The organism is Shewanella halotolerans, from assembly GCF_019457535.1.
GTDB classification, from domain to species: Bacteria; Pseudomonadota; Gammaproteobacteria; order Enterobacterales; family Shewanellaceae; genus Shewanella; species Shewanella halotolerans.
Genome location: NZ_CP080417.1, coordinates 4284352 through 4305046 on the forward strand (window position 1 = coordinate 4284352; position 20695 = coordinate 4305046).

The window sequence follows — 20695 nt, forward strand, 5'->3', positions numbered from 1 at the left end:
GATTACAAGTTTAAAGACACTAGATACAAGTGTAAGGAATAAATTGATGTCCCAACAAGGTTCGGCCGGCAACGTGATTGCCGCCATCGCAAGTTTCTTTTTCCCTGGCCTGGGCCAATTAGTACAAGGACGCATACTCGCGGCACTCCTCTTCTGTGTCGTCACCATAGTCGGCTACGCCCTGTGGTGGTTGATCGTCCCCGCCATCATAGGCGGTATTGCTCACCTGTGGAGCATCATAGACGCCGCTAAATTCAAGGCCGACTAACCGTCTAACAAGGAAATCGTCAGGATGAAAAAACTCATCACCGCAGCGGCCCTGGGTGCCGTCGTCATGCTCAGCGGCTGTCAGAGCGCCTACTATGGTGCCATGGAGAAGGTGGGCTACCATAAGCGCGACATCATGGTGGATAGGGTCAACGCCGCCAAGGAATCCCAAGAGGAGGCCCAGGCCCAATTTAGCTCGGCATTGGAAGAGATGCAGGCCCTGCTCAACCACGATGGTGGCGATCTGCAGAGTGCCTACGAGAAGGCTAGAGATGAATATGAGTCCTCACAGGAGGCCGCCGACGAGGTGAGCAGCCGTATCGACAAGGTAGAAGATGTGGCCGAGGCGCTGTTTGACGAGTGGCAGGCAGAGATTGGCGAGATCAGCAAGGCTAGCCTGCGCCGCAACAGCGAGACCAAGCTGCGCGAGACCCGTCGCTCCTACGAGCAGCTGGTACGCACCATGCGCCGCGCCGAGAGCAAGATGCCGCCCATCCTGACCGCAATGAAAGACAACATGCTCTACCTCAAGCACAACCTCAACGCCCAGGCCATAGGCGCCATCAAGGGCGAGTTTGCCAGCCTGCAGACGGATATCTCAAGCCTGATCAAAGAGATGAACAAATCGATTGCCGAGTCCAACCGCTTCATCGAGTCGATGGAAGGCAACAAGTAACGCCCTAAAGCCCTAACCCTGGTTAGGGCTTTTCTTTTACCGCATCGCGTCAGTTACATCGCTTCCCGTTTAGTCTTTCCCCTGGCTCACAACGGCCACTCCCGAAACGTGTCACCTATTTCAGCCAGTACTCTTTACCACTAGAAGCTGCCACAAGACGCTGCCACAAGCACAAGAAGCTGCCGCCAAAGCTTATAGTTTAGGTTAAAGGTTCTACCATCCTACGTTTTCGGCACCGACATACAATGAGCTCATCGAAATAACAGGCCGCGATTAAACCGGTCAGTCAGCCTACAGTCAGCTAGATGAGGACACACCAATGTCAGCCAAACTATTCAAGATGTTAACCGCCGCCGGTATCGGCATCGTCATGATGACGGGTTGCAGCAGCCTGCCCCACGAGATCGCCTCCGAGCAACGGAGCGACCAGCTCAACAAGCAATATCAGAGCCTGACGGTGATGGCGGCTCAGACGGATCCCGCCTCACGCAAGATAGTAGAAAGACAGTTAGCCGACGATCTGGGTCAACATCAGATCAGCGCAACCCCAAGCTTCGAGAGCCTGCCAGATACCGCCAAGATCACCGATGAGACGGCGCTAAAGGCCTACGCAGACAGCCAGGCCAACGAGGCGCTACTTATCATCAGCGTCACCGACGCGGGCTACGACTACGGCTACGACGACTATCTGGAGACCCGCGGCTGGGTCTACATGCTCGGCGGCGAGCCGGGGGCCGGAACTCAGCTTGGCTCACTCATCTCCTGGGCGGGTTCAGGCCAACATAAACTGCATGTACAGGTCTACGACAAGCAGGCCAAGCAGACCGTCTGGCAGGCCGACATAGATGCAAAAGATAGCGGCTCAGAGGTACAGAACATTCAGGCACTGACCCGCTTCATCGTCGACCAGATGCAGGCCCGCGCCATCATCCAATAACCTCTCCCTTTGGCTGGCACTAAGTGTCAGCCTTTTTTATCCCCGCTTTTTTAACGCCATTTGGACCAAGATCACCTAAATTCACAGCCAATCAGGCTTTTTAGCGAGCCAGCGCACACAAGCGAAACTCTGTCAGAACTCTTCCCCGGCCCTTGACTCTCACCTATATCCGCCTCCTAACTGGTTATTGGCAATGAGTTTTATCGAATCCCTGACCCTGACACTGGCCCTGCTCTACAGCTGCAGCCTGCTCTATTGGAGCGGCAAACGCTGGGGCGCCGTGGTAAGCGCTGCCTCCCTGCTGGGCGCGGCACTGGTCACCCTCTACTGGCCACTGTTTATCGCCTTGCTGCTCGCCGCCGGCGTGCTGGCCCTCGCCCACAGATACCAAGGCGATTTCGTCAAGGGGGAGGTGCGCGCTAACACGCTCAGGGAGGGGATACAGCACCTGCTGGCGCTCTCCATCTTGCTGGTTGGCATCCAGTACGCGGCCAACGCCGTCATGCTCAAGCTGGGCATCACCCCCTACCTGATTCGACCCGACGTGGGCGACGCCTTCCTGCCCATCGCCGGCGCCATAGAACTCAAGGCGATCCTCACCCTAGGCATCTGGGATCAGAACCATCCGGCCGCCGCCGTGATGCTCACCGTGGTGCTCCTCACGGGCTTGATGTGTAAGCGCGCCTTCTGCGGCTGGGCCTGCCCCCTGGGGCTCGCCGGCGAATACCTGTATAAGCTGAGAAAGCGCTTCATCAAGCGTGAACTGCTGCCGCCCGCCTGGCTCGACTGGCCGCTGCGCATGCTCAAATACCTGCTGCTGGCCGGTCTGCTCTATATAGTGCTCGGCATGCCTTCGGCGAGTATTCCTCACTATCTCGAGGGCAACTACCATAAGATAGCCGACCTTAAGATGGCGCTCTTCTTCGTCACCCCTGGCCTCATCACCCTGGCCTGCTTCGCCGTCATACTGCTGCTGGCCGCCTGGCGCCGCCAGGGCTTCTGCCGTTACATCTGCCCCTATGGCGCCCTGCTTGGCCTCACCAGCTTCTTGAGTCCGTTTAAGATCCGCCGTAGCACCCAGCACTGCCTCATCGAAACCAAGGGGATGAACTGCGACAAGTGTACCCGCGCCTGCCCGGCCAACATCAAGGTGCATCAACAAGGCACGGTACGCTCGGACGAATGCCAGGCCTGCATGCGCTGCGTCTCCGCCTGCCCTAAGCAGGAGGCGCTGCACTTCAGCAGCAGTAACGGCATCAAGCTCTCCGCCCGTGGCCTCACCATCATGCTGTTACTGCTGCTGTTTATGATCCCGCTAATCGCCTATGTCGGGGGATTCTGGGTCAGCCAGACGCCGACCGAGATTCGGATGTATTTGATACAACATTTGGGGGCAATTGGGCATTGATGCCCTTTGGGTAGGGGATACCCTTTTGGTTTGGGATGCCCCAGAGGGAGTGGTTATCTGAGCGGAAATTGAAGGTCGTACCTTCATTGCTATCTATCACTTGTGATGTGGGTAAGTGGAACGTATTTGGCATTTATAAAGTCAGTTTGAAAGCCTTACCTTCAACGCAACCTATCACCTGCGGTGGGCTCATGTGCAAACACTAGGTATCTAACGCCTCTTCGACTTGCCTTTGTTTGTAAGACAGTGAGCTTTAGTTTTTGGTAAACACTTTAGTCTATAGGCCACGGTTGAAATCCTACCCTCAATTCAGCCAATCTCTAGATCGCAGGATAATAATCAAAAACCATTCGCCTCCATCCGACTCTCACAAAACACAATTAAAAACAAGCACTTGAGGATAAAGACGAAAATCCATTTCATTTCAGTTTAGTTATAAAGTCTGATCGTTTTTCAATCTATTCTCTGATAGAGTACGTATTTCATATAGAATAATCAGTTAGTTACCAGAAATTCAGAATAAATTATTGGGATGATTTTAAAACTTACTTCCGTAACTCATTTTTAAGGCATTAACAATTCCATTTAAAATCAGCACGTTACGATATCAATACGGCGGTAATAACTTGACTTTAAGCAGTAATTTATAACTATAAATGAGAATCTAAGGCGTTTACTGAAACACAGTAAGCAACTAAAATCTTCAATAATCGACCAATCCAGTAGAAATTGATTTTAAAGGGAATTTTATGAGCATTTCACTATCAGAGATGATTGAAGGCGTTGAACCATCAAAAACTGTTTTATTTTTTGGCTCTGGCTCATCAATACCATCAGGCGCCCCCAGCGTTAGTAAGATCATCGAAAAAATATCAGAAGACTTTAACATTGATGCGGATGGTTATTCATTAACAGAAATATCTAGCTTAGCAGAAGAAAAAAGATCTAGAACTGATCTTATATCAAGTCTTAGAAGTATGTTCAGCAGAATCCGTGTTACTGGCGCCTTGCTAAACCTTCCATTGTACAATTGGAAGAACATATACACTACAAATTATGACAAACTAATAGAACAGTCATATTCAAAAAAAGAAAAAGCACTTTCAGTTATATCATCAAATTACGACTTCAGAGAGCAAAGATATCCAGAAGCCCCTAAATTATATAAATTACATGGCTGCATAGAAAAAGACATATCAGATGGGCATCAAAGTAGAATAATAATTTCAGAAACAGACTATGATAACACATCCGAATACAGAGAATCTTTGTGGGATGCATTCAAACACGATATAAATGGCAGCAATGTTATAATAATAGGATATTCACTAGCAGACACTCACATTAAAGAACTCGTTAGCAGAGCCATTTCCATTAATAACAAATCGTATTCACCAGCATCCATTAATCTAGTTCTATATGAAAAAGATGAGGGGCGTGCAGCGCTATTTGAGCGCAGAGGAGTGAAAGTATCATTTGGTAGTGTTGATGATTTCTTTGTTGAGCTGCAAAAGCAAAATAGACCCGATGCGTTGGTATATAAATCGACTGGAGACCCTCTTGATAAACAAAGCGTACTTCAACCGGTGACATTAAATGTTGATGATGAACTTAGAAACATCGACAAAAATGTAAGTGCCATGTTCCAAGGCTGGCCAGCCACTTACTCTGACATTCAGGCTAATCTGACTTTCGATAGATGTATTATCAAGGAAATTGAATCAACTCTTAATTCAGATGAGACTTTATGCGCTTGTTTATTAGGTGCAAGCGGTATGGGGAAAAGTACGTCTGCAAGAAAAGTAATACTAAAACTTAAAACATTGGGTCACCATTGTTGGGAACATAAAAGTAGCCATAGATTGCTATTCGATGAATGGCGACTAGTTGCAAAAGATCTGAAAGAAAAGAATGAAAAAGGAATCCTGTTAATTGATGATGCTCACAACCATTTATTTGAAGTTAACAGCTTAATAGATCTTTTATCAGCTGATGATAATTATCATCTGAAAATAATTATGACGTCAGCAAGAAACCAATGGCATCCAAGAGTAAAAACTCCAAATTTTTTCTAAAAGGAAAGGAATTTGTATTAAAAAAACTAGAAGAGGTCGAAATCGAAGGTTTATTATCGCTAGTTGAGTCACATCAAGATTTACAACCACTTGTAGAAAATAGCTTCTCAGGGTTTTCAAGAACTGAGCGAAAGAGAAGACTTGTTGCAAAATGTGAGTCAGATACATTTGTATGTTTAAAAAATATTTTTGCATCTGAACAGTTCGACGATATAGTTTTAAGAGAGTTTGCAGGACTGGAAGATAAACTACAGGAGATTTATAGACTAGTTTCAGCTATGGAAAGTGCTGGAGTAAATGTTCACAGACAATTAGTGGTTCGCCTCCTTGGTATTCCTGCTGAAGCAGTATCTGCCTCACTAACGAATTTAGTAGATATTATTCATGAGTATACAATAAGTGAGCGAGAAGGAATATATGGATGGAAGGGACGCCATCCAGTCATTACCGACATTATAACAAAGTACAAGATGACTGATGAAAGCGAATATTTCAAACTTTTTGAAACGGTCATTGACAATATAATACCAACCTATGATGTTGAAATCAGAACAATTAAACAATTATGTTCATTTGATTCAGGTATTAGCCGTTTCCCTGACAAGCATGTTCGTAATAAATTACTGCGGAAAATGATTTCAAAAGTCCCAGGGGAACGTGTACCGAGACACCGGCTAATTAGGTATTTAATTGATGTAAATCAATTAGAAAAAGCTGAAACGGAAATAAGGCTTTTTGAAAACGATTTTGGTACTGAAGGCCCATTAGAACGATTCAAAATAATACTCCTACTAGCTAGATCGGAAAGAACTCCCGGAATCCTAGAGGAGGATCGCATGGCAATTTTAGAAATGGCTAGAGAAAAATCAGTTAAAGCAATTGAACGTTATAAACATAATAAAAATATTTTGAAGACCTACTGTGATGTTGGTCTGGAAATCTTTAAACGTTCAAAAGAAACCAACGTTTTTGAAGATTCAATGACACATCTTAAAGATGCTGAAAGTAGATTAGGTGACCCAGAAATAACAACCTCTTTAATAATGTTTGATAGACAATTTGCTAAGCTTCAATCTGAAATGCTGGAAGAAGAAGATGCTATTTGAATAATATCACGAGCTTACTAAGATACTACACTGATTCGTAATATCAGATCGAAGTTTTATTTTAACACTCCCGATATTGACCATAAAGCCAAATCGAAGAAGAGATGGATAACTCGGTGTAAACACATTTGTGACCTTCCGAGGCATGGATGCCGAGGTAGAGCTCACAAGGATGTGCTCGTAGCGTGTCACAAATGTGTTTGCACTTGGGCCTGCCGCAGGCAATAGGTTGACCACTAAGCATTGGTGTCAAATAACTCAGCTAAACAACTGTATCAGCCAGAAGCTCAATAGCTAAAATCCAGCACATCTCCCGCCGGGCAGGCGATAGGTTGACCATGAAGCCATAGAAACAAACAATCACACTAAACACCAGTTCAGGTCGACGCTAAGAATCGAAACGCCTATGGTTCCCAGCTGCACCTGTCGCAGGCAATAGGTTGACCATGCAGCAATGGAAGCAAACGCCTCCACTAAATACCTTTATCAGCCCAAAGCTCAATGTCTAAAATCCAACACATTCACCACCTGGCAGGTGATAGGTTAACCATGTGGCAATGATATTAAATCGTTCCGCTAAATAACCGTCTCAACCAGAAACTAAAATCTAAGATATTGAAATATAGTCATTTCTAGTGACCAACCCCCTCAGTATTTTGGCTGCAAATACTGCAACGGCGTGCTGCCGGTGTGTTGCTTGAAGAAAGCGATAAAGGCGCTATCGCTGGAGAAGGCCAAACGGTAGGCGACGTCGTTCACCTGATGGCCGGTGGCGAGCAGAGCGATCGCCTGTTGCAGCCGCCACTGCTGACGCCAGTTTTGATAGGGCATTCCCGTCTGTAGGGTAAAGATACGGCTAATGGTCTTACTACTGGCGCCCAGTTGCTGCCCCAACTCCTTGAGGGTCGGCACATCACAAGGGGCACGCTGCAAATCTGCCAGCCAGGCTTGCAGGCGTCTGTCGCTTGGCAAAGGTAACGCCAGATGACTCTCCTTGGCCTGGGAAAGCTCCTCGAAGAACAGCTGATAGGTGTTCACCATAGCCGTCGCCGATTTGTCCCAGGGCCAGAAGGCCATACGCTCCACCAGCGCCTGCAACAGGGGATTCACTTCGAGGATCTGAATGCGATTGGCAATGCTCCCCGTCAACTGCGGCGCAAAATAGAGGGAGCGGTAATCCACCACCCGATTCATCACCACGCTGTGACGGCACGCCGGCGGGATCCAGGCGGCACGGGTGGGCGGCAACACACAGTGCAATCCCTCCAGTGTAATGGTCATGCACCCCTGAGGGGCATAGAGCAGCTGCGCCTTGGCATGACTATGCATGCCCGAATCGTGTTGTCCCAGGCGGGCGGCGATCCCCACCACCTCGGTCTCTAAGGCATCGGGATCAAATTTACAGGACTCGTCAATAAACGCCATCTGTCCTCATTTCAACATTTATTGTCTTAATCATATTATTGGGACTATAGCAGAGGCCATTAGACTGCACATCCTTTCGATGACGACGAGTTTAGCAGCATGAAAACCACTCCCTCGATCCCCTTGATGGTGATCCTGATGATGTTTCCCCAGATAGTGGAGACCCTCTACAGCCCGGCGCTGCCCCACATCGCCGCTGGCTTTGACGTGCCTCTGGCCTTGGCGGGCCAGACGCTATCCATCTATTTCCTGGCCTTCGCCTTCGGCGTGGTGTGTTGGGGAATTTTATGCGACCACCTGGGCAGGCGCCGCACCATGCTGTTGGGCCTTGGACTCTATGGCATAGCGGCCTTTGCTGCGCTATGGGCACCCAGTTTTAAATGGCTGTTGGCGATGCGAGCCCTCAGTGCCTTCGGCGCCGCCGTGGGTTCTGTGGTCACCCAGACTATGTTGAGGGACAGCTTCGACGGCACTGCGCTGGCCAAGGTATTTGCTTATATGGGCATGGGGATCGCCATCGGCCCCGTCGTCGGTATGCTCTCCGGCGGGCTGCTGGCAAGCCTAGGCGGCTACCCAGCGGTATTCCTCACCCTGTCTCTGATGGCAGCGCTACTCTACACCGTCTGTCTGCTGCGCCTGCCCGAGACACGCCCGGCCACCAGTCAGCCTCTTCCTCTTTGGGCACTCATGAGGCGCCTGGCGACAGATGGCAATATTTGGCACAACGCCTTGCTGGTCGCGGGTTTCAATGTGTTGCTGTTTAGCTACTACCTACAGGGTCCATTTGTATTTCAGCGTCTGGGATTGAGCACACAGGCCTTTGGCTATAGTGGCATCGCATTGGCAATCGGCACCCTGGTCGGCAGCGCGATCAACAAAACTTTACTGCAGCGGGGTGTTTCGCAGCCTCGTTTGTTAAGACTGGCCAGCCTGCTGGCCTTAATCGGCGCTGTTGGGGTGTATCTTAGCGAGACCCATCTTGGCTTCCTGCTACCCATGGCATTGATCGTCGCCGCATTTGGCATCGCCATTCCCAACATTCTCAGCCAAGCCCTAGTGGAGTATCGCGACCAGGTCGGGGCGGCCGGCGCCCTGTTCGGCCTACTCTACTACTTGCTTATCGCACTGGGGCTGGCCATGGTTAGCCTGGCCGAGCAGCTGGGCGGGCCGCTACTCATCACAGGTCTGCTACTCAGTCTGGCGATAGGGAGGAGAGGCCTTAGAACCCAGATCCAACCTTGAAATAGATGGCGTTGTCGTCTCCGCTTCTGGCCAAGTCTACCCCCATGTGGATGCCGTAGCGACGAGCGATCTGATAGCGAAAGCCCACACCGTAAGCATTGACCGAATCTTGGTTCTCATGGCTGCTGTAGTTAGCCGTCTGTCCATAGCCATAGAAGGCAGAAACGGTCCATCTGTGGTCGAAGTGATACATCAACTGAGACTGGACGGTAGCTACCCTGTCACCCTGATAGCGAAACGCCGACACGCCGCGCAGGTTAACAAAAGGCTTGGCGGTCGGGCTCAGTTCGCTGTCATCGCCATAGAGGGCGTCAAAGCTCGCCGCCGCCGCAAAGGTCCAGTGCTCGGACATAGGCACATAGACCTCGCCACTGACATTGAGGGTCTGATAGTTAGTGTCGGACCCAAGATGTTCATCGAACACCATATAATCAGCCGTGAGCAGATACCCCTGCTTGGGGAAAAACATATTATCCCGGGTATCGTATTCGGCGACCAGTCCCAAGCCTGAAGTGGTACTACTGTCGCCCAGGCGATGTTGAAAGATCCAATCCACCACAGGGTCTGATGATGAGACGCTAGACTCGCTCCAGATCTGCTTAACCCCCAACATCAAGGGCGTATCGGCAACCCTAAATTGCGCCTTCTGCAAGGCGAATACCGCCTTGGTCTGGGTGTCGAACTGAATGGCGTGCTCTGGAGGCAGCAGGCCCCCCAGACGGGTATAGATATCTAAGTTGGCATTGGCCACCCCGCCAACGACGGTATAGCGAATGCTGTCCTTCAGCCAGGAATGACGATGACCGGCAAACGCCAGCCAGGTACCATTTTCGGTACCTGCGGCGCCGACCAATGTCATGGCTGCGGGCATCAGCTGGGCACCACCGTCGATAGATTCACGGGCCTTTTGCATGCGCAGCGCCTTTTCCGCTTCTGTTTCATGCAGAAACAGGCCAACCAATCCGCCACCCACGCCCAGGGCGGGTTCGGTGATCACCATAGGAATAGGCAGAAAGCCATAGGCGTTCTCGGCCAGATGATGGCCGAGATCCAGCTGGCCATCCTTCTCATCGAAAAAATAGCTGCCATCGGCAACGGCTTGCGTCGATGCCAGCAGCATGGCGCAGAGGAGTATTTTCTTATTCATTGTGTCGACTCATTAAAATTTTTAAAGGAATTTGGTTAAGCATCGGCCTTCAGGGTCTAGCGCCGATTAGAGGGCGCCTAGCTGATAGCACTTAGCTGATAGCACTTAGTTGCTAGCACTTAGTTGATGGCACTTAGTTGATGGCACTTGCCCAATCGCACTTAGGTCACAGCAGGTGCAGCACCGCATACACCAGCATCAACATCAGCGCACTCGAGGTAACGTAAGAAATCAGCAGCGCGTAGAGGGTGCCGTCGCGGGCTTGCTGTCGATAAAGCGCAGCGATCTCCAGGCCTGGATGCTGGCTATCAGCTCTCGTGAATTCGGCCGGTTGCTTGATGTTGAAGATCCGATAGGCGAACGCAAATGAGAGCAGCTGAGAGATCAACACCAGGGCGCCGCCTATCACGACGACTCTGATGCCACCTGCCTGCATGGCCTCAATCATATGCGGCCCAAAATAGAGGCCAGTCACCGCCGTAAACGCCAGCAGCGACAGATTGCGCAGATACTTGCTGGTATGCTGAGGCAAGCGCTCCAGTGGGTTGTTCTTGTGGCAAGCCCAGCCCACGGCAATCCCCGAGAGCAAGCTCGTCAGCCCCGTTCCGAAATAGAGATACAGGCTGCCGAGCTCCAGATGCCAGAGGCTGACGAGATAGGCCGCCACCAGGCCAAGCCCAAACAAGGCCTGGTTTCCCCCTTGGCGAGGCAATCCCGACTTCAACCCCTGTGTGACTGTCTGTATGTCGCGGCTGCTACCCGTCAGCTGCAAGATGTCGCCGGATTTGAGCTCCAGCTCTGGAGTCACTTCCAGCGTCAGCTCGTCTCTAGAAACCGCAGTGATGCACACTTCTCTATGGGTGCGCTCATTGAGCGCCATCTTCACCTGTTGCAGCGACCGGCCCACTAACGCCGGGGCATGGATCACTATGAGGCAGTTCTCTTCGCCGAGCTCTGCCGAGGCAGAGCTCGGAAGCTCAGTGCCAAGCAGGTTGTCGCCAAAGTAAAACAGGGCGTTGTGACAACCCGTCACTGTGATGATATCGCCGGCCACAATCTGCTCATCCTTAGGGTGCGGCCCGCCGGTAGCGGCGCGCGACCGCTCAAAGATGATGTCCACAGAGGGGGCATTGAGTTGCGCCAAGGTTTTGCCCACCACAGTGCTGTCCACGTTCACCTTAAAGACGCGTCTGACTATGCTAGTTCGGGTATCGATAGCTTTGTGTATTCCGGCATAGGCCATGGCTCGTGGCATCGCCGCTGGTAGTAGCCAGGTCAACAGCGCCACTGGCACCAAGACACCTAAGATGACAGTGAGCATATAGCCTAAATTAACTTGGTTCTGGGCGACCTGCTTGGCCGCCTCATCCAGGCCGGGTAGCAGACCTATCAGCTCGCTGGCCTCGGAGATGATTTCCGGGTGCACAAAGCTACCCGCCGTCATGCCTATGACGAGGAAGATATTCAAGTCAAACAGCCAGCTGGCGATAGCCAGGGTGATTATGGCGATCATACTGATCGCCACACTCGCCAGGAGAATCGCTTTTCCGCGCAGCTTGAGGGTTTTGATGAGGTGATAACCTCCCTGGTACCCCACCAGATACATGAAGATGGCGAAAAATAGCCATCGAATGGAGGGGGTGATCTCGGCGCCCATCTGCCCTATGAGTATCCCCATCGCCAGGGTGCCGACTATGCTGCCCAGACGAAATCGCCCAAAGCCAATCTTGCCAACCAATAACCCCGAGACCAAAGCGATCAAAATGGGCAAGTAGGGAGATAAATGCAAAATGTCGTGTAGTGTTTCCATCGCCTGATCACTTCTAAATCAATAAGGGGTGAGATGCTTATAGAGTCACATCCCGATTCCTGATTGATTTTATGCCCGGCGAATGAACACTGATAATCACCGATGAAGGATGAAACCCTTCATAAATGACGAAAGAGGACTCAAGCCACCGATTCGAAGCGGCGGCGAGTGTCGGCGATGGAGAAGATAAAGGAAGTAAGATTCAGGCCTTCGAATAACCAGGCAGCAAACTATCTGTGACCACTGTCGATAGATTTCAGGTAATCCTCGATGCACTTGGAGATCGTCTGTTTCACTATCAACACCTGCTTTGAGTGTTGACTCCAGAGTGACACGGGAACATGTATGGCCTCTTTAATCTGATCGGCTTTGATCTCGACGATATCATCGGAATAATACTCTGACAGGACTATGGTTCGAGGCAGTAACGCCCAGCCGAGTCCCTCTTGTACCAATCTGATAATCAAGGTCTGTTGATCGACCACCTCATATTGTGACGAGAGAATCACCCTACTGGCCATATCATCGTCGAGCATAGACTTAAGCACGAATTGCCGGGTCGACTTCATTGCCGTAATGGTTTCACTCGGCGGTAACTTTGCCAGTTCACTGTCTGCACTGGTAAAAGGCACGAAGGTCATGCTACGCATCAACATAGAATCTATGCTGTTGATAACCTTCCCCTCAAACACATTCACCAGGCCGAAATGAATCGAACCATCTTGAATCCCTTTCTTGATATCTGCCTTAGAGCGCACCCAAAGATTCACCCCCATGGAAGGAAAATCTTCTGCCAAGGCCTTGCGAATGGCTGTTAGCACCTGCTGAGGAATGAAACTCGCATAGGCGATGGTCACAGACTCCAGCCCCCCATAAGATAGGCTTAAGGCCATGCGGTCGAAGGTGCGAGTCTGTTCTATGGCTTGTTTGGCATAGTGATAGAGCAAGGTGGCATCTTGGGTAGGTTCAACCGTACGGCCGATTCGCTCGAACAGCGTGATGGCCAGCTGATCCTCTAAGTTAGTGATCACCTGGCCAATGGTGGTACGGTGTTTATCCAGTTTCACCGCCGCCTTACTGAAAGACTTAAGCTCATAAACGGTAACAAAAGCAAGAAGTTGTTCTAAGCTGAAGTTCATCAATCTACTCCCTTAAACGTCTCTATCTCGGCCTAAGGCTGGGCCACAGGCAAGGTCTTTTTATGAGTCAAAGCTAGCATATCCCATCGGGTTTGTTTACCTATTTTGATGGGTTTGATCCGTCATATGTGATTATTGAATGGAGCTCTGCTCCATTAACATCACCAGCCTAACGAAACAAGAGTAGCTGCAAATCATCTCAGAGCGACTCTTTCATCCAGACAAGGTTACACGCAAATGAACATCATGCCCCATGAGATCGCAATCGGTGATGTCTATTTTCCCCCCTTATTACTGGTGGGCATTCTGGCTTACCTACTCGGCAGCCTATTGACCACACTCGGGACCAAACTGGGTTGGCACAAGTACCTGGCGTTGCCCGCCATTGCTGAACTCTCCATCACCATCATCTTGGTGGGTGTGATCAGTCAGTTCATTTCAATTTTCTAAAGTAGGTATCACTATGTTTAAAAAATATTTGCTCACACTGCTGATCGCTACTGCAGCCGGCGCGACCCTATACAGCCAGTATCAGACCTATCTGGAAAACCCTTGGACCAGAGATGGTCAGGTGCGCGCCCATGTCATTCAGATCACCCCGAGAGTCACGGGACAGATCATCACAATGCAGGCCCAGGACAATAGCCAGGTTAAACGCGGCGATCTCCTATTTGAAATCGACCCGAGTCTTTACCAGGCCAGCCTCAACAAGGCTATCGCCAACGAGAAACAGGCGGCAACACTTTTAGATAAGGCGAAAAACGAGGCCCACCGCGCAGTGAATCTGGAAAAACTCACCCCAGGTGCGCAATCGGAACTCACCCTCAACAATCTACAAAATGCCATAGAGACGGCCAAGGCCAATCTACTGATGGCCAAGGCTCAGGTTGAAGAGGCCAGATTGAACCTGCAATACACCAAGGTGACAGCTCCCGCTGACGGCTATATTACCAATCTCAACTATCGCGTCGGCTCCCAGGTGATCGCCAACAACCCAGTGGTGGCCCTGATCGATGCCTCCAGTTTCTGGATCGAGGGTTTCTTCAAGGAAACCGATCTCAAGGATGTCGACATCCATGATAAGGCGCAGGTGACCCTGCTAATGCACGACAGCGACATGCTGCAGGGAGAAGTACAAAGCATAGGCTATGGCATTGCCAAGGCCGATGGCAGTACAGGCAACGCCCTGCTGCCCAACGTCAACCCGAGCTTTCAATGGATCCGTCTGGCTCAGCGCATTCCGGTCAAGATTAAACTCGATCGCCTCCCCCAAGACCTGCAACTCAGAGTCGGCATGACGGCATCGGTTAAGATCCACAAGCACTAAAATGGGGTGAGACCATATGCTCAGCAGATCCATCAAAGAGGCAATTAAGGTCGCGACCGCGGTCGCGGTTTCCATCGCATTGGCACTGTTTTTTCAATGGGATAAACCCTATTGGGCTGCCGTTACCGTAATTGCGATATCGGCCAACGAATCTTTCGGTCATGGCATACGCCAGGGCAAAATGCGCTTACTGGGTACCCTTATGGGTGTCCTCTACGCGCTTGTGATGATCGCCTTGTTTTCCCAAGAACGGCTGATGTTCATTGCCTTTTTCCACCTTTTCTTAGGCTTTTGTGTCTTCTTTAGCGACAACAAACGCTATGGCTACGCCTTTACCATGGCATTCACAGTGTTTGCCATAGTGGCCATGATGGGCGGGACCAATGGCACCGCCTCATTTGATGTCGCCATCTTAAGAATTCAGGAAACCCTGCTGGGGGTGCTGGTCTACTCCGGCGTCTTTCGTTTTCTCTGGCCGACAACAACAGAGTCGCTGTTTTTCGACACTCTGGAGACGCTAACCCAGCAATTTGCGCTGGCAAGAACGCGCTTAACCCAGGCCCTCAGCGATGGGCAGACTCTGGATGGTGACGCTGAGCTATTGGCTAACCAGGGCAATGTCGATAGACTCCGCGAGCTATTGGCCCTGTCGGCCGCTAGCCACTATCAACTGCGCCATGAAAAGGACAAATGGCAAAGCGTGGTGCAGGCCTGCGATGGCATACAAGGACATATCACTCAGCTGACCGAAGCGATAGCGAGTCAACAGCGTCAACAGCGTCAACCGCACGAGGCTAATCACCAACAGCCAGACCTTGAACAGCCAAGCCTTGCACAGACAGCTCTGGCTGAAACAGATCAGGCAGAAACAAGTCTGGATGAAACCGGCTTAATAAGGCAGGGGCTCGATAAGTTAAACCTGGAACTGGATCTGCTTGCGGCCAGCATAGACAAGGAGAAGCCCCAGAGTCGAGAGCTGGCCCGATACTGGGCGGGGCAAAGCCAATCCAATGCCGAGCTTAATGCCCAGGTTGAAGCCAATGCTAATGCCAAAGCTGCAAACAAGGCTGCTCAGAGCAAGTTGTTGCAGCAGCGGCTCACCAATGCCCTGACCGCTATTGCCATCTCGCTCACCTGTTTCAGCCTGTGGATCTACTTCGCGATTCCGGGTGGCCCCATCTTTCCACTGATAGGCGCCGCGCTGGCCAACGTCGCAGTACACATGCCTGGCAGCATCATTCGGCAAGCCAAGCTGGCCTGCCTCGCCTGGGGCGCACTGTTTCTGGCCGAGTATTGTTTCATCTTGACCACGCTGACCGAACTTTGGCAACTCGTCGCCTTCTATGGCATTAACACACTGTTGGTCTACGGCTATTTCAACAAGCCATCTCAGGTCGTCATTCGCCTGTTGGGTGGTAACCTGCTGCTGATCATGACGATGAACGCGCTGCATAGCACGCCTCAGTATGAAATTATCACGCCACTGTTGATGCTGGTGATCATGCTGATCTGTTTAACTGTGGTCAGGTTCTACCTTCGCCTGTTTAAGGAATGAAATGGTTAATCGCGCCCCCTCAAAAGTGACTCGCAGATAGGCGACGCCTTAAATCACGGTTAACGGTTACCTGTGGTGACTGTCAGGGGACGGTCGCCGCCGATGACGGTTTCCGATGGCATTTCCCGATGAATGTCGGCCGCTAATTGACCACAAAAAAATTTTCACTTTTTTAAAAAATCTTTCCCCTCATTAGGAGAAAGATCATCGCCAAGCCGGAGCGTCGCTTGGTAAATACTCGTTAAAACACACATGAAACCCCATTAAAAACATACGATTAAATAAGCACCCCGTGCTAATTCCTTTCTCGATGTTTGAAGGATTTCATCCTTCAAACGTGATTACTTTAATGTCACATCTGCTCATAAAATACCCTCATCGAATGAAGAAGCAGGCTCTGGATTAAGCGTTACTCCCCGGTTAATCCCAGCGCCGAACCTCTTCAACAACTAACAATGAGTCCTCTATCTGGATTCGGCCAGTGACACAAAGACTGGACAAACGACAAGGGTTACCAGAATGCAAAAGCTTCAATTTCGCACCATCAAGATGACATCGGGCAAAGCGGCCATGCTGAAGGCTGTTCCTTTGGCTCTCGCCCTCTCTTTTGGCAACCTGGCCTATGCCGATGCCGAACCTGCACAAACAATCCAAACCATGGAAACCAGTGCGGCTGAATCTATGCTGGAGCGTTATGGCGTCACAGATGAGTTACTCAAGCTGGGACTCAGCTCACTTACCTATGGCGATCAGCAAGTTGAGCACGTTCAACGTTCAATCGAGATCGATGGCGAAAAGCATGAGTCAGAGGTCTTTCTGGTACAGAGCACAGACAACCGAGGCAACATAGATCTGCGCATCAAGTATGACCAGGCGAAACTGGATGCTGAGGAAGATGTGATTGCCAAGATAGAGGCGATCACTAAGATCGAATACCGTCTCAAAGATTACATGGACAGCTATGACAAGTCGTCCGTCGTCATTAATGAAATCAACCCAAATCATGTCGAGATAAGCTTCAACTACTCTAAGTATGGTTTGCCACAAGATATCGCCTACTTCCGCTTCATGCAGGTCAAATTGACCCTGATCGACGGCAAGGCGAGCACCATGCAGATCACCAACAATGGTAAGACATTTGAATATGATGACTATCGTGTGAGTGAATATGTACAGGAAATCACCTTCGATAACCTGGTCAATGGCAAGACGGTTGTTAAAGAGAAGAGCATCCAGGCCAAGGGTCAAAAAGGTAAGAAACCCGTGAACTACCAGGCCAAATTGCGACCTGTCGCCTTCTACGACGACATGCTGGGTGTGATGGTCATGGATCAAGAATTACTTACGACAGTGTCAGATCCCCGCATTCGTGAAGAGAAGGTTGATCTCGACAGAATCTTCCCAATCCTGGGTGACTTCGTCCGCCAACGCGGGATTGATGTGCCACTGCCCTTCGGCTTCTCGGTGGCCTATCGCAACCAGGATATGAATGTCGGCTTTAATAGTTTTGACATCATGGGGCTGAACTTAGACGAGTTCTTCGACCCAGAGAGTTCAATCGGTACCGTTAACGCCGAAAGTTACTCATTGCGCGCCGACATCAACATACTGCCCTTCTGGAACGTGTTCGGCTACATAGGCAAGGTCAATGTGGATGCCGTGGTAGACGCCCACTACACGGGTAAGATGAAAGATGTGTTCGAAGAAAAACTGGGCGTGATCGGCGGCAAGCTAGCCTGTAATGCGGTAGCGAGCCAGGGCGTTGACCTCTGTTCACCCGGCGATGTTAACGTGCCGCTACACCTGGATTATGACCTGGTTGGAGTGGGGACTACCCTGTCAATCGGCTACAAAGAGTTCTTTGCATCGGTAACCGCGAGTTACAGCGTGACCCGCCTCGAGGGTAACGACAACTGGGGCGATGGTATTCTCACCATTCAACCTATGCTGGGGTATCAGTTCCTCGACTATCGTGCACAGGTATTTATCGGTGCTGAGTACCAAGGCCTCAAGCCGACGATGGAAGGCAACTTAGGCTACATTGACGCCCTGGGACGCGACTTTACCTACAATGTTGGGGTCGAGTTGAACAAGTGGGCCTACCTGGTGGGCTTTAACAAGCAGATAGGTAAAAACCTCAACTTTACCGCCCTGTATAACAAGGGTGAAACCCGAAGCGCCATCACCCTCAACCTGGGTTACCGCTTCTAATTTGCCCCCGCGCTATCGACGACTCAATCTATTCGGTTGAGTCGTTTTTTTATGGCCATCAACTGGCTTGCTCTCGATATTACAACTCTTCTCTCCCAGCCATAACACCTCAACACTAGGCTGACGGATTAACGCCAGATTAAGCGAGGATTCGATCCATCATAGCCGATTATTGAATGGTCAAAAAACCTACTACTATACCCCCATCATATGAGCCCAACTCATCCCCAATTAGATTAATGGAGTCTAAAATGACCATGTTTTCTCGCTCTGCTATAGCCGTATTTGTAACGCTGTCGCTAGCCGCTTGCGGTGGCAGCGATGATCAGTCCAGTGGCAATCAACCCGCCCCAGAAGTACCAGCACCAATCACTCCACTACCAGCCGAACAGATAGCGGTGCAGATAGGCGATCACCAGCTCAAAGCGATGAAAGAATCCGTTGTTATTGATGATCTCCAGGGACAGGCTACCCGCGTCGAACTCGAGGCCTTCAAGGGAATTCCCTATGCCAGTGCCGCGCGCTTCGAACACAGTCAGCTCCGTGACATCTCGGCAGTCCAAGATGCCACTGAATTCGGCTATGTCTGCCCACAAAACCGCGGCACAATCCAGGCTCAGTCGGAAGACTGCCTCAACCTCAATATCTGGCGTCCGGAAAATACCCAGGCCGAAGCGGCACTGCCGGTATATATATTTATCCACGGCGGTGATTTTGAAGTCGGCTCAGGCGCCGACCCATTGATTCAAGCCGATAATGTAGTCGCCCAGGGCGCGCTCGATGGTAAGCCATTTATTGCCATCACGATCAACTATCGCCTTGGTATCTTAGGTAGCTATTGGATGGATGGCACCCAAGCGCCAGAAGGCGGTAACTTTGGTCTGGGAGATCAGAAACGGGCACTGGCATGGGTCAATGAAAACATCGACTTATTTGGCGGCGATCCCAATAATGTCACCCTTATTGGTCAGGAGGCAGGCGCCATGTCTGTCGGCATATTGCAACAGCGCGAGACTCAGGAAGATATTGCCGGCATTCATTTTCAACGAGCCATCATGCAGAGTAATCCCTATGGATTCGATTATAAATCCTATGGTCAGGCTCAAACCTTTCACGATAAACTGGTTCAATATGGCGCCGAGCTATATCAATCCGAGACACTAACAGAGCTAAGCCTTACTCAGCTCCTCGCAGTTCAGGCAAAGGCTACAGGGCTCACATCGACTATCTCTGCTTGGTCTGGCATAGACTGTATCGACACCCAAGATCTGGTTGGCAGCAGCCTCTGCTTCGCCAGCAAACTCGATAGTGAGATGACACCGCAGCATCATCTTAAGCCTTTCGCCCCCTACATTGAGTATCGTGCAAAGGGATTTTTGAAACCTGAAATCAGCGGCTATCACCTGACGACACAGCCGGCACAAACCCAGTACAGAATACCGACAGTGGTGGGGTTCAACACCGATGATGCCGCGACCACCAGCTTTATGCCAAGCCTAGCGTCGCTGATCCCAAGTATCATCCAACTGCTCCAAGAAATGAACGATGCCCCTGAAGGCATAGAACTTTCGGCCCAAGAAATTCAGGCCTGGCTAGCGTCTCAGGAAAATCTAAACCTGCTCAACCAACGCCTGCTGCAACTCACACCTGAACAGCTTACGGCGCAGGCTGAGCTTGGCAACATCCTGCCCGGTAGCGCCTACGAGGCCATAGTGAAGTTTTTCTTCGGCCTGGGTAACAATGAGCTAGCCAACAAGCTGCTTGCCTTGACCGATTTCGTCCCTAACGGCGAGAGTGAGCTCTCGGGGGCTACCGCCAACATGGCACAGCTTAACCTGCTCACCAATGACATGCTGTTCAGCGGCCCGGCCTACATCAAGGCCAAACAAACCAGCGATCAGGGGCAAGTGGCCACTAGCCTGTATCAGTTCGACTATAAGCCGAGCTTTAACAATTGGACCGTATACAATGAAGAGGAAACCATCTACCCCAGCGATACCTTTAAGTCCGTAAGTTGTACCGGCAAGGTATGCAGTGGCACCGAACTGCCCTTTATCTTCAACAAGCCATACAACTTAGCTGGCAGTAAAGTAAAGCCCAGCAGCACAGATCAGCAGCTGATGAACAAACTGTCGCGTATCTGGTTTAGTGACGAGCTATTCACCGATCATCAATACGATACAGCCACAGACAGAGTGCTGACCATCAAGGCTGACGGACAGGTATCACCCGTCACCGACTGGGACGCTGAGCAAAATTCGGCCCAAGATCCTGAGCTGAGAGGCGGACGTCTTACAGGCTTGGAACACTTAGGCTTGATAATGAATTACTTCGATAAGTAAGCCTGAACTTCCCATCCCCCAAGGCCGA

Annotated in this window: 16 protein-coding genes; 12 read left to right on the top strand and 4 right to left on the bottom strand. The window is 50.5% G+C overall.

Annotation, left to right across the window (positions count from 1 at the left end):
- Window positions 1-46: 46 nt before the first annotated feature.
- The 6 genes from K0H81_RS18545 to K0H81_RS18570 all read left to right on the top strand — a co-directional run bounded on the left by K0H81_RS18545 (window position 47) and on the right by K0H81_RS18570 (window position 6469).
- The gene (locus tag K0H81_RS18545; protein ID WP_011867341.1) at window positions 47-268 is read left to right on the top strand and encodes a hypothetical protein; all 222 of its coding nucleotides are present in this window, start codon (window positions 47-49) and stop codon (window positions 266-268) included.
- Between the two features lie 24 nt (window positions 269-292).
- The gene (locus K0H81_RS18550) at window positions 293-943 is read left to right on the top strand and encodes a DUF2959 domain-containing protein (protein ID WP_144201590.1); all 651 of its coding nucleotides are present in this window, start codon (window positions 293-295) and stop codon (window positions 941-943) included.
- Between the two features lie 319 nt (window positions 944-1262).
- Window positions 1263-1880: a hypothetical protein gene (locus K0H81_RS18555; protein WP_220059282.1), complete on the top strand. Its 618-nt coding sequence runs from the start codon at window positions 1263-1265 to the stop codon at window positions 1878-1880.
- A gap of 193 nt (window positions 1881-2073) precedes the next feature.
- Entirely contained in the window at window positions 2074-3288 is a 1215-nt protein-coding gene (locus K0H81_RS18560) for a 4Fe-4S binding protein (protein ID WP_220059283.1), read from the top strand.
- 749 nt (window positions 3289-4037) lie between these two features.
- Window positions 4038-5363, top strand: coding sequence for an SIR2 family protein (locus K0H81_RS18565; protein ID WP_220059284.1), 1326 nt, complete (start codon window positions 4038-4040; stop codon window positions 5361-5363).
- A complete protein-coding gene (locus tag K0H81_RS18570; RefSeq protein WP_220059285.1) occupies window positions 5327-6469 on the top strand; it encodes a hypothetical protein in 1143 nt (380 codons plus the stop codon). Before K0H81_RS18565 ends, K0H81_RS18570 begins: the two co-directional genes overlap by 37 nt.
- Window positions 6470-7117: 648 nt before the next feature.
- Here the strand turns inward: K0H81_RS18570 and K0H81_RS18575 are convergent.
- Window positions 7118-7894: an AraC family transcriptional regulator gene (locus K0H81_RS18575; protein WP_220059286.1), complete on the bottom strand. Its 777-nt coding sequence runs from the start codon at window positions 7892-7894 to the stop codon at window positions 7118-7120.
- Window positions 7895-7993: 99 nt separating this feature from the next.
- Between K0H81_RS18575 and K0H81_RS18580 the strand changes: the two genes are divergently transcribed.
- Window positions 7994-9136: a multidrug effflux MFS transporter gene (locus K0H81_RS18580; RefSeq protein ID WP_220059287.1), complete on the top strand. Its 1143-nt coding sequence runs from the start codon at window positions 7994-7996 to the stop codon at window positions 9134-9136.
- Here K0H81_RS18580 and K0H81_RS18585 read toward each other — a convergent pair.
- From K0H81_RS18585 to K0H81_RS18595, 3 genes are all read right to left on the bottom strand, one after another.
- Window positions 9114-10283: a BamA/TamA family outer membrane protein gene (locus K0H81_RS18585; RefSeq protein ID WP_220059288.1), complete on the bottom strand. Its 1170-nt coding sequence runs from the start codon at window positions 10281-10283 to the stop codon at window positions 9114-9116. The two genes, K0H81_RS18580 and K0H81_RS18585, sit on opposite strands and share 23 nt — an antisense overlap.
- Before the next feature lie 166 nt (window positions 10284-10449).
- Window positions 10450-12093, bottom strand: coding sequence for an aspartate-alanine antiporter-like transporter (locus K0H81_RS18590; RefSeq protein ID WP_220059289.1), 1644 nt, complete (start codon window positions 12091-12093; stop codon window positions 10450-10452).
- Window positions 12094-12323: 230 nt separating this feature from the next.
- Window positions 12324-13232, bottom strand: coding sequence for a LysR family transcriptional regulator (locus K0H81_RS18595; RefSeq protein ID WP_220059290.1), 909 nt, complete (start codon window positions 13230-13232; stop codon window positions 12324-12326).
- A gap of 237 nt (window positions 13233-13469) precedes the next feature.
- Between K0H81_RS18595 and K0H81_RS18600 the strand changes: the two genes are divergently transcribed.
- The 5 genes from K0H81_RS18600 to K0H81_RS18620 all read left to right on the top strand — a co-directional run bounded on the left by K0H81_RS18600 (window position 13470) and on the right by K0H81_RS18620 (window position 20667).
- Window positions 13470-13682 (top strand): DUF1656 domain-containing protein, encoded by a 213-nt coding sequence (locus K0H81_RS18600; RefSeq protein WP_144201572.1) that lies wholly within the window; start codon window positions 13470-13472, stop codon window positions 13680-13682.
- A 13-nt stretch (window positions 13683-13695) separates the two neighbouring features.
- A complete protein-coding gene (locus K0H81_RS18605; RefSeq protein ID WP_220059291.1) occupies window positions 13696-14559 on the top strand; it encodes an HlyD family secretion protein in 864 nt (287 codons plus the stop codon).
- 16 nt (window positions 14560-14575) lie between these two features.
- Window positions 14576-16114: an FUSC family protein gene (locus K0H81_RS18610; RefSeq protein WP_220059292.1), complete on the top strand. Its 1539-nt coding sequence runs from the start codon at window positions 14576-14578 to the stop codon at window positions 16112-16114.
- A 519-nt stretch (window positions 16115-16633) separates the two neighbouring features.
- Window positions 16634-18325 (top strand): porin family protein, encoded by a 1692-nt coding sequence (locus K0H81_RS18615; RefSeq protein WP_220059293.1) that lies wholly within the window; start codon window positions 16634-16636, stop codon window positions 18323-18325.
- Window positions 18326-18576: 251 nt separating this feature from the next.
- Window positions 18577-20667, top strand: coding sequence for a carboxylesterase family protein (locus K0H81_RS18620; protein WP_220059294.1), 2091 nt, complete (start codon window positions 18577-18579; stop codon window positions 20665-20667).
- Window positions 20668-20695 lie beyond the last annotated feature (28 nt).

Bases quoted from the DNA above. Each gene is read 5' to 3' on its own strand.
- K0H81_RS18575 (WP_220059286.1), bottom strand. From the start codon at position 7,894: ATGGCGTTTATTGACGAGTCCTGTAAATTTGATCCCGATGCCTTAGAG.
- K0H81_RS18550 (WP_144201590.1), top strand. From the start codon at position 293: ATGAAAAAACTCATCACCGCAGCGGCCCTGGGTGCCGTCGTCATGCTC.
- K0H81_RS18570 (WP_220059285.1), top strand. From the start codon at position 5,327: ATGGCATCCAAGAGTAAAAACTCCAAATTTTTTCTAAAAGGAAAGGAA.
- K0H81_RS18580 (WP_220059287.1), top strand. From the start codon at position 7,994: ATGAAAACCACTCCCTCGATCCCCTTGATGGTGATCCTGATGATGTTT.
- K0H81_RS18590 (WP_220059289.1), bottom strand. From the start codon at position 12,093: ATGGAAACACTACACGACATTTTGCATTTATCTCCCTACTTGCCCATT.
- K0H81_RS18560 (WP_220059283.1), top strand. From the start codon at position 2,074: ATGAGTTTTATCGAATCCCTGACCCTGACACTGGCCCTGCTCTACAGC.
- K0H81_RS18555 (WP_220059282.1), top strand. From the start codon at position 1,263: ATGTCAGCCAAACTATTCAAGATGTTAACCGCCGCCGGTATCGGCATC.
- K0H81_RS18605 (WP_220059291.1), top strand. From the start codon at position 13,696: ATGTTTAAAAAATATTTGCTCACACTGCTGATCGCTACTGCAGCCGGC.
- K0H81_RS18585 (WP_220059288.1), bottom strand. From the start codon at position 10,283: ATGAATAAGAAAATACTCCTCTGCGCCATGCTGCTGGCATCGACGCAA.
- K0H81_RS18610 (WP_220059292.1), top strand. From the start codon at position 14,576: ATGCTCAGCAGATCCATCAAAGAGGCAATTAAGGTCGCGACCGCGGTC.
- K0H81_RS18545 (WP_011867341.1), top strand. From the start codon at position 47: ATGTCCCAACAAGGTTCGGCCGGCAACGTGATTGCCGCCATCGCAAGT.
- K0H81_RS18565 (WP_220059284.1), top strand. From the start codon at position 4,038: ATGAGCATTTCACTATCAGAGATGATTGAAGGCGTTGAACCATCAAAA.
- K0H81_RS18620 (WP_220059294.1), top strand. From the start codon at position 18,577: ATGACCATGTTTTCTCGCTCTGCTATAGCCGTATTTGTAACGCTGTCG.
- K0H81_RS18615 (WP_220059293.1), top strand. From the start codon at position 16,634: ATGCAAAAGCTTCAATTTCGCACCATCAAGATGACATCGGGCAAAGCG.
- K0H81_RS18595 (WP_220059290.1), bottom strand. From the start codon at position 13,232: ATGAACTTCAGCTTAGAACAACTTCTTGCTTTTGTTACCGTTTATGAG.
- K0H81_RS18600 (WP_144201572.1), top strand. From the start codon at position 13,470: ATGAACATCATGCCCCATGAGATCGCAATCGGTGATGTCTATTTTCCC.